1 protein-coding gene is annotated in these 544 nt (G+C 72.4%); it reads left to right on the plus strand.

Annotated elements, in window-relative coordinates; genetic code table 11:
• A partial coding sequence (locus P2L57_RS39895; RefSeq protein ID WP_275823510.1) for a ketoacyl-synthetase C-terminal extension domain-containing protein occupies positions 1–544 on the plus strand: 544 nt, incomplete at both ends.

The raw sequence follows: 544 nt of genomic DNA on the forward strand, positions 1-544 counted from the left end.
CCAGGGCCAGGTGCGACTGCTGACCGAGGCGGTGGCATGGCCGCAGAACGGGCGTCCGCGCCGAGCCGGCGTGTCATCCTTCGGCGTCTCCGGCACCAACGCGCACCTGATCCTGGAAGCCGCCCCCCACAGTGAGCGCCCCGACGGCGAGAACGCTGGCGGCGAGCCGGGCGATGCCCTGGACGCCGCGACAGTGTGGGTGGTGTCGGGCCGGTCCGCCGCGGCGGTGGCCGGGCAAGCCGAGCGGCTGCTGGAGCGAGTGGAGCACGACGCGGAACTGGACGCCGCTGGTGTGGCGTGGTCGCTGCTGCGGTCCCGGTCGCTGTTCGAGCACCGCGCCGTGATCGTGGGTACCGATCGTGGGGAGTTGCTGGCGGGTCTGGCGGGTGTGGCTGCTGGGGAGCCGGTGGCGAACGCGGTTGAGGGGGCTGGGGGTTCGGGTCGTCGGGTGGCGGTGTTGTTTGCGGGTCAGGGTGCGCAGTGGTTGGGGATGGGCCGTCGGTTGTATGGGGAGTCGGTGGTGTTCGCGGCGGCGTTCGATGAG

This window comes from Streptantibioticus ferralitis, from assembly GCF_029223525.1.
GTDB classification, from domain to species: domain Bacteria; phylum Actinomycetota; class Actinomycetes; order Streptomycetales; family Streptomycetaceae; genus Streptantibioticus_A; species Streptantibioticus_A ferralitis.